Raw genomic sequence first — 8677 nt, 5'->3', positions numbered from 1 at the left:
ATCTGCTGTCGGAGCGGGGCGTTCTGGACGCGATGCGGGTGCGGGTGCGCACGCTGACGCTGCCGGACACCTACCAGGACCACGACACGCCCGACCGGATGTACGCCGAGGCCGGCCTCGACGCCGCCGCGATCGTTGCCAAGGTCAACGAGGTCCTGCCCGAGCGTCAGGACGGCCGCTCGCGCCTGCGTCTGGCCTGATACACGACGGGGCCGGTCCGCCGGCCCCGCTTGTTCCCCGCGGCGTTCGATGACACAAGCGCCCGCACCGCGGTGCAGCACAATGGGCCGATTCGCCCGCACCGCGCTTTCGTGACGATACGAGCGTGATGGCAGAGGCGACCCAGACCGGCCCCTCCGAACCCGGCCCCGTGCTGATCACCGGCGCGAGCGGCTTCCTCGGCCCGGCCCTCGTCGACGTGTTCCGGGCAGCGGGCTTTCCCGTCCGCATACTCGTGCGCGCGACGAGCCCGCGCAAGAACCTCACGTGGACCGATGTCGAGATCGCCGAGGGCGACATGCGCGATCCGGCCGCCGTCGCACAGGCGATGCGGGGCCAGCGCTATCTCGTCCATGCCGCGGCCGATTACCGCCTCTGGGCGCCCGACATGGAGGAGATCGTTCGGACGAACCGCGACGGCACCCGCGTGATGATGCGTGCGGCCCTCGACGCGGGCGTCGAGCGGGTGGTCTACACCTCGAGCGTCGCGACCATCCGCCCGCCCGCGGACGGGATCACGCCCTCCGACGAGTCCATGCCGCTGACGCCCGAGACCGCGATCGGCGCCTACAAGCGCAGCAAGGTCGTGGCCGAGCGCGTGGTCGAGGAGATGGTGGCCAACGACGGCCTTCCGGCCGTGATCGTGAACCCCTCGACGCCGATCGGCCCCCGCGACGTGAAGCCGACGCCGACCGGCCGGATCATCCAGGAGGCGGCGATGGGCAAGATGCCGGCCTTCGTCGATACCGGCCTCAACCTCGCCCACGTGGACGATGTCGCCGCCGGCCACCTGCTGGCGCTCCGGAAGGGCCAGACCGGCGAGCGCTACATCCTGGGCGGCGAGAACGTGCTCCTGTCGCAGATGCTCGCCGACATCGCTCACATCGTCGGGCGCAAGCCACCGACGGTCAACCTGCCGCGCGGCTTGGTCTATCCGGTCGCCTTCTTCGCGGAACTCGCGGCACGCGTCACCGGCAAGCAGCCCTTCGCCACCATCGACGGTATCCGCATGTCGCGCTACCGGATGTTCTTCTCCGACGCCAAGGCTCGGGCCGAGCTCGGCTACACCGCCCGTCCCTACCGCCAGGGTCTGGAGGACGCGATCGCGTGGTTCCGGACCGCGGGGTATCTGCGATGAACGCCGCCCTCGACACGGCGACCGCGACGCGCTCCGGCAAGGGGCACCGCGACGAGAACTTCCCGGTCGCCTCTCACCTGATCCATCCGAAGAACCGCCCGCCGATCCTGGCCTTCTACTACTTCGTGCGGGCCGGCGACGACGTGGCCGACCACCCGGACCTGTCGCCCGAGGGCAAGATCGCGCTCCTCGACGGCCTTGCGGACGCGCTCACAGGGGCCGGGCCGGGCGACCCCGAGGCGGAGCCGCTGAAGGCGGAACTCGCGGCCCGCGGCCTGCCACCGCTGCACGCGCTCGAACTGCTCGACGCCTTCCGGATGGACGCGCGCAAGAACCGCTACGCCGACTGGAACGAGCTGATCCACTATTGCCGCTACTCGGCGATGCCGGTTGGCCGCTACGTCCTCGACGTGCACGGCGAGGATCCGGCCCGCGTCTACGAAGCGTCCGACGCGATCTGCGCCGCCCTCCAGATCCTCAACCACCTGCAGGATTGCGGCAAGGATTTCACCAAGATGAACCGGGTCTACATCCCGGAGGAGACGCTGCGGAAGCACGGTGCCACCGTGGAGATGCTGGGCGAGGCGAAGGCCACGCCGCAGCTGCGCGCCGTGATCCGGGAGCTCGCCCAGCGCACGCTCGACCTGCTCGATGAGGGCCGGGCGCTCCCCGACCTCATCGACGACGCCCGGCTCTCCATGGAGATCGCCGCGATCCACCGCCTCGCCGTGCTGCTCACCCGCGGCCTGCTGACCCGCGACCCGCTTTCCGAGAAGGTCCACCACGGCAAGGCCGCCTTCGCGCTGAACGCGCTGGGGGCCGCCGCCGGCGCGCTCGTCCGCCGGTCCTTCCGCGGCCGGCTCACGCGCGCGGCGGCCTGAGAGACATCCGAGATCATGACCGCCGCCGTCGACACCGCGACCCAGCCCGCCGCCGAGGCTCCTGCCCTGCCGGCCGCCGGCTCATCGTTCTACACCGCCATGCGGCTCCTCCCGAAGGAGCGGCGCGAGGCGATGTACGCCGTCTACGCCTTCTGCCGGGCCGTCGACGACGTCGCCGACGACGGGGGGCCCGCCGAGATCCGCGCGGCGGAGCTGGAGCGCTGGCGCGCCGACATCGACGCGCTCTACGCCGGCAAGCCGCCGGCCCGCGTGCGCGACCTCGTCAGCCCGGTGCAGCAATACGACCTGAAGCGCGCGGATTTTCATGCTGTGATCGACGGCATGGCGATGGACGCGTTCACGGACATCGTCGCGCCCGACGCCGCCACCCTCGACCTCTACTGCGACCGGGTCGCGAGCGCCGTTGGCCGCCTCTCGGTGCGCATCTTTGGCATGCCGGAGGAGGACGGGATCCGCCTCGCCTGGCATCAGGGCCGTGCGCTTCAGCTCACCAACATCCTGCGCGACATCGACGAGGACGCCGAGCGCGGCCGCCTCTACCTGCCCCGGGAGCCGCTGGCCGCCATCGGCTTGGAGAACCCGACGCCGGCCGCCGCCATGGCCCACCCGCGCATCGGCGAGGTCTGCGCCGCTTTGGCCAAGGAGGCCGAAGGCCATTACCGGGCGACCTGGGAGATCATCCGCCGCAACCCGCGCCGTGCCACCAAGGCCGCCCGCCTGATGGCCGCCGCCTACCGGCTCTACCTCGTCGCGCTGCTCCGGCGCGGCTGGGCCGCCCCGCGCGCCCGGGTGAAGCCCGGCAAGCTCGCCCTGATCGGGGTGGCTCTACGGCACGGGATCGTCTGATGGGCACCGTCCACGTCGTCGGCTCGGGCCTCGCCGGGCTCTCCGCCGCCGTCGCGCTGGGCCAGCGCGGCGCGCACGTCGTCCTGCACGAGGCGGCCAAACAGGCGGGCGGGCGCTGCCGCTCCTACTACGACCCGGCCCTCGGGCTCACCATCGACAACGGCAACCACCTGCTGCTGTCGGGCAACACGGATACACTCGATTTCCTACGCGTGATCGGCGCTCCGGCGGACGCGCTCACCGGTCCGGACGAGGCCGTGTTCGACTTCGCCGACCTCCGATCCGGCGAGCGCTGGCAGCTCCGCCCGAATGCCGGCCGCCTGCCCTGGTGGGTCCTGAGCCGCGGCCGCCGCGTCCCGGGAACCCGCGCCCGCGACTACCTCGCGCCGCTCGGCATCCTGATGGCCGCCGCCGGCCAGAAGGACGGTCAGGGCGGTACGATCGGCGCCCATATGCGCTGCGAGGGGCCGCTCTACGAGCGGCTCTGGCACCCGGTGCTGCTCGCAGCCCTGAACACCGACCCGCGGGAGAGCGATGTCGGTCTCGCCGCGAAGATCCTGCGCGAGACGCTGGGCGCGGGCGGCCAGGCCTGCCGGCCACTCGTCGCGGTCGAGGGGCTGTCGACGGCCTTCGTCGATCCGGCGGTTCGCTTCATCGAGGCCAAGGGCGGAACGATCCGCTTCGGCCGGCGCCTGCGCGCGCTGGGTCTGGGGCGCGGTCGCGTCGAGCGCCTGGACTTCTCGGATGGGCCGACCGAGCTCGGTCCGGACGATTCGGTGGTGCTCGCCCTCCCCCCGTGGGTCGCCTCCGAGCTGCTGCCCGACCTGCCGACGCCGCGGGCCTACCGCTCGATCGTCAACGCGCATTTCGCTGTGACTCCGAAGCCCGGCAGCCCGCTGTTTCTCGGCGTGGTGAACGGCCTCACCGAGTGGCTCTTCGCCTATCCGGACCGGTATTCGGTCACGATCAGCGGGGCCGACCGTCTTCTCGACGTGCCGCGCGAAGATCTCGCGCGCGAGATCTGGGGCGAGATCGCCCAACTCAGCAATCTTGCGCGGGAACTGCCCAGCTGGCAGATCGTAAAGGAGAAGCGCGCAACCTTCGCGGCGACACCCGCGGAGGCGGCTCGGCGCGCCCGAGCGGAGACGGCCTACGACAATCTCGTCCTGGCGGGCGACTGGACGGCGACCGGCCTGCCCTCGACCATCGAGGGCGCGATCCGCTCCGGGCGCACGGCGGCGCGGGCACTGGCGTGCGGTGCAACACGCACGCGTGGAGCGGCCTGAGGCAGAAGCCGAGGGCTTGAGAATCAGGCGCGGGATTTTCGTTCCGCGTCCCGAAGCCGTTTGCGGCCCGTCCGCGTTACGGCCTCGGTTGATCAGACACGCGACGCGCGCTGCAGGCCCTTCGGTCGCGCCGGCGTCCGAGAGGCGAGGACGATGAGAGAGGCCGTGAGCAAGATCGAGGCGCTGCAGCGCCCGAAGACGCAGGGGATCACCCTCGACGCCGTCGAGCGGAGCATCGCGCAGGCGACGCGTGCGCTCACGGATCTCGCCCACGGTGACGGCCACATCTGCTTCGAGCTGGAAGCCGACGCCACCATCCCGTCCGAGTACGTCCTCTACCACCAGTTCCGCGGCACGAATCCCCGCCCCGGCCTGGAGGCCAAGATCGGCAATTACCTGCGGCGCACGCAGGGACCGCACGGCGGCTGGGCCCTCGTCCACGAGGGGCCGTTCGATATGAGCGCCAGCGTGAAGGCTTATTTCGCGCTGAAGATGATCGGCGACGACATCGAGGCGCCGCACATGCGCCGCGCCCGCGAGGCGATCCTCTCCCGGGGTGGCGCGGCCAACGCCAACGTCTTCACCCGCTTCCTCCTCGCCCTCTACGGCGAGGTGCCGTGGCGCGCCGTGCCGGTGATGCCCGTCGAGGTGATGTTCCTGCCGAAGTGGTTCCCGTTCCACCTCGACAAGGTGAGCTACTGGGCCCGCTGCGTGATGGTGCCCCTCTTCGTGCTGCAGGCCACGAAGCCGCGCGCCCGCAACCCGCGCGGCATCGGCGTGCAGGAACTGTTCGTCACGCCGCCCGAATCGGTCCGCTCCTGGCCCGGCAGCCCCCATGCCACCTGGCCGTGGACGCCGATCTTCGGCTTCATCGATCGCGTCCTTCAGAAGACCGAGAACCGCTTCCCCAAGGCCCCTCGCAAGCGCGCCATGGAGATGGCCCGCGCCTGGGTGAGCGAGCGGCTGAACGGCGAGGACGGCCTCGGCGCGATCTTCCCCGCCATGGTCAACTCGGTGCTGATGTACGAGGTGATGGGCTATGGTCCTGACCACCCGCAGGTTCGCATCGCCTGCGACGCCATCGAGAAGCTCGTCGTCGAGAAGCCGCACGAGGCCTATGTCCAGCCCTGCGTCTCGCCGGTCTGGGACACGGCGCTCGCGAGCCACGCGCTGCTCGAGGCCGGTGGGCCCGAGGCCGAGGCGCAGGCACGCGCCGGGCTCGACTGGCTGAAGCCCCGCCAGATCCTCGACATCAAGGGCGATTGGGCCGCGACCAAGCCCGACGTCCGCCCCGGCGGCTGGGCCTTCCAGTACGGAAACGCCCACTACCCCGACCTCGACGACACCGCCGTGGTGGTGATGTCGATGGACCGCGCCATGCGCCAGCACGGGCTGGTCGCCGGCATGCCGGACTACAAGGCCTCGATCGCCCGCGCCCGCGAGTGGGTCGAGGGGCTGCAGTCGAAGGACGGCGGCTGGGCGGCCTTCGATGCCGACAACAACCACATGTACCTCAACCACATCCCGTTCTCGGACCATGGCGCGCTGCTCGACCCGCCGACCGCGGACGTGACGGCCCGGGTGGTCTCCATGCTGTCGCAGCTCGGCGAGACCCGCGCGACCTCGAAGGCCCTCGACCGCGGCGTGACCTATCTCTTGAACGATCAGGAGGCGGACGGCTCGTGGTACGGCCGCTGGGGCATGAACTTCATCTACGGCACGTGGTCGGTCCTGTGCGCGCTGAACGCGGCCGGCGTCGATCCGCAGAGTGCCGAGATCCGCAAGGCGGTCTCCTGGCTCATCCGGATCCAGAATCCCGATGGCGGCTGGGGCGAGGACGCGTCGAGCTACAAGATCGACCCGGCCTTCGAGCCCGGCTCCTCCACCGCGTCGCAGACCGCCTGGGCGCTGCTCGCCCTGATGGCGGCGGGCGAGTGCGAGGACCCGGCTGTCGCGCGCGGCATCAACTTCCTGACCCGGACGCAGGGTTCGGACGGGTTCTGGAACGAGGAGCGCTACACGGCGACTGGCTTCCCGCGGGTGTTCTACCTGCGCTATCACGGCTACCCGAAGTTCTTCCCGCTCTGGGCCATGGCCCGCTACCGCAACCTGAAGCGCGGCAACTCGCGGCAGGTGCAGTTCGGCATGTGAGGGCCCGCGTCCCTGCCACACGGGGACGCGACCGTCTCGGTCCGACCGGAGATCTGCGCATTGGTCACCCTCCCCGTCCTGGCGGTCAGTGGTCTCGCGAAGGAGATCCGTCTGGCGGCCGGCCCCGGCGTTGAGGCTGTCGGCGCAGGCGGCGACCCAGAGCGTCTCGCCCGGCTCCTCGACGCCCGCTCCGCGCCGGCCTATCGGGCGGTTGTCAGCTTCGGCATCGCGGGTGGCCTCGATCCCGCCCTGCGGCCGGGGGACGTGGTGATCGCGACCGGCATCGTCTCGCTGGCCGGACGGTTCGAATCCGATCCCGCTCTGGTCGCGTCTCTCGCCCATGCCCTGTCGGCCCCTGGCTCGCGTCTCGTCCAGGCAGATCTTGCCGGCGCCGACGCGGCGGTGCTGAGCGTTGCAGCGAAAGCCGACCTGCACCGGGCGAGCGGAGCCGCTGCCGTGGATATGGAATCGCATGTCGCCGCCGCGTTCGCCCAGCGCCACAACCTGCCCTTCGCGGCGCTCCGCGTCGTCTGCGATCCGGCCGAGCGAGCGTTGCCCGCTTTCGCGGCCGCGGCCCTGACCCCGGAGGGCGAGCCCGACATTCGCGCCGTGCTCGGCGCCCTGCTGCGCGGCCGGGCGCGCGTGCGTGAGCTGATCCGCCTCGGGCGCGATTCCTCAAAGGCTTTCGCGGCGCTCACGCGCTGCCGCCGAGCGCTCGGACCAGGACTCGGGCTACCGGCCGGCGCCTGATCGGGTTTGCCGGGTCTCAGCCCCGCGCCTCGAGACCCTGCCGGAAGGCTCTTGGCCTGCAGACATGAAAAAACCCGCGGCCGGTGCCGGCCACGGGTCGATCTCATGCGCAGTGAAAGCTCCGCGTTACGCGGCGCTGCGCTTGCGGGCTTCCTGCTTCGTGTCGACGCCCGACGCTTTGATCTCGGAGAGCTTCTGGGCGACGTTGCGCGAGAACACGAACTCGGCCGGGCGCTGGTTCTCCAGGCTGACCTCGGGGGCCATCTGGCCCTCGGTCCGGATGCCGCGGATCGCGTGCAGGACCGGCTTCCAGGGCTTACGCACCGAATCGACCACCGAGGAGGCCTCGTAGCCCGAGTGCACCATGCAGTCGGCGCACTTCTCGTAGTTGCCGGTGCCGTAGGCGTCCCAGTCGGTCTCTTCCATCAGCTCCTTGAAGGTCGCCGCGTAGCCCTCGCCGAGGAGGTAGCAGGGCTTCTGCCAGCCGAACACGGTGCGGGTCGGGTTGCCCCAGGGGGTGCAGTGGTAGGTCTGGTTGCCGGCCAGGAAGTCGAGGAACAGGCCCGACTGCTGGAAGGTCCACTTCTCGCGGCCCTTCTCCTTGCCGTGCCGGAACACGCCGCGGAACAGCTCCTTCGTCGCCTTGCGGTTGAGGAAGTGCTTCTGGTCGGGCGCGCGCTCGTAGGCGTAGCCCGGCGAGACCGTGATGCCGTCGATGCCCATGCGGGTCACCGAGTCGAAGAAGTCGGCGATCTTGTCGGCGGACGAGTTGTTGAAGAAGGTGCAGTTGATGGTGACGCGGAAGCCCATCTCCTTGGCCTTCGCGATCGCCGCCACGGCCTTGTCGTAGACGCCGCGCTGGCAGACCGACTGGTCGTGCATCTCCTTGTCGCCGTCGAGATGGATCGACCAGGTGAAGTACGGGCTCGGCTTGTACTCCTTGATCTTCTTCTCGAGGAGCAGCGCGTTCGTGCAGACGATGGCGAACTTCTTCTGGGCGATGATCCCCTCGACGATCTTCGGCAGATCCTTGTGGAGAAGCGGCTCACCGCCGGCGATCACCACCACGGGCGCGCCGCACTCGCGGACCGATTCGAGGGCCTCTTCGACCGGCAGGCGCTTGTTGAGGATCTCGTCCGGGTAATCGATCTTGCCGCAGCCGGCGCAGGCAAGATTGCAGCGGAACAGCGGCTCCATCATCATCACGAGCGGGTAGCGTTTCCGGCCTGTGAGATGCTGCTTGAGGATGTAGCCGCCGATCTTCGCGACGTACCGGAGGGGGATTCCCAAGATGCGGCTCCTGTGTCGTTGGCCCCGGGGTCGGGGGCTGCTTAACGCGAAAAATTCCTCAGTTCCAGGCTATATCCCTGGAACTGAGGAATTTT

At 70.1% G+C, this 8677-nt stretch carries 8 protein-coding genes; 7 read left to right on the top strand and 1 reads right to left on the bottom strand.

Going from position 1 to position 8677, the window contains the following annotated elements; genetic code table 11:
* The 7 genes from MFF54_RS12120 to MFF54_RS12090 form a co-directional block, all read left to right on the top strand.
* Positions 1-200 (top strand): hypothetical protein (locus MFF54_RS12120; protein WP_238303119.1); only part of this gene is annotated, 200 nt, incomplete at its 5' end.
* Between the two features lie 128 nt (positions 201-328).
* The gene (gene hpnA / locus MFF54_RS12115; protein WP_238303117.1) at positions 329-1357 is read left to right on the top strand and encodes a hopanoid-associated sugar epimerase; all 1029 of its coding nucleotides are present in this window, start codon (positions 329-331) and stop codon (positions 1355-1357) included.
* The gene (hpnC, locus tag MFF54_RS12110) at positions 1354-2238 is read left to right on the top strand and encodes a squalene synthase HpnC (RefSeq protein WP_238303115.1); all 885 of its coding nucleotides are present in this window, start codon (positions 1354-1356) and stop codon (positions 2236-2238) included. Before hpnA ends, hpnC begins: the two co-directional genes overlap by 4 nt.
* Positions 2239-2253: 15 nt before the next feature.
* Entirely contained in the window at positions 2254-3105 is an 852-nt protein-coding gene (gene hpnD, locus MFF54_RS12105) for a presqualene diphosphate synthase HpnD (RefSeq protein ID WP_238303113.1), read from the top strand.
* Positions 3102-4391, top strand: coding sequence for a hydroxysqualene dehydroxylase HpnE (hpnE, locus tag MFF54_RS12100; RefSeq protein WP_238303121.1), 1290 nt, complete (start codon positions 3102-3104; stop codon positions 4389-4391). Before hpnD ends, hpnE begins: the two co-directional genes overlap by 4 nt.
* Before the next feature lie 153 nt (positions 4392-4544).
* The gene (gene shc / locus MFF54_RS12095; protein ID WP_238303112.1) at positions 4545-6542 is read left to right on the top strand and encodes a squalene--hopene cyclase; all 1998 of its coding nucleotides are present in this window, start codon (positions 4545-4547) and stop codon (positions 6540-6542) included.
* Between the two features lie 60 nt (positions 6543-6602).
* The gene (locus tag MFF54_RS12090; RefSeq protein WP_238303110.1) at positions 6603-7292 is read left to right on the top strand and encodes a phosphorylase; all 690 of its coding nucleotides are present in this window, start codon (positions 6603-6605) and stop codon (positions 7290-7292) included.
* 126 nt (positions 7293-7418) lie between these two features.
* On the opposite strand, the gene hpnH is transcribed toward MFF54_RS12090, so the two are convergent.
* Positions 7419-8582, bottom strand: a complete 1164-nt coding sequence (gene hpnH / locus MFF54_RS12085; protein ID WP_238303108.1) for an adenosyl-hopene transferase HpnH — start codon at positions 8580-8582, stop codon at positions 7419-7421.
* Positions 8583-8677: the final 95 nt, after the last annotated feature.

It is taken from the genome of Methylobacterium gregans (assembly GCF_022179245.1).
Lineage (GTDB): Bacteria > Pseudomonadota > Alphaproteobacteria > Rhizobiales > Beijerinckiaceae > Methylobacterium > Methylobacterium gregans.
The sequence above is the reverse complement of the archived record's forward strand: the minus strand, read 5'-3'. Positions and strand labels throughout refer to the sequence as shown.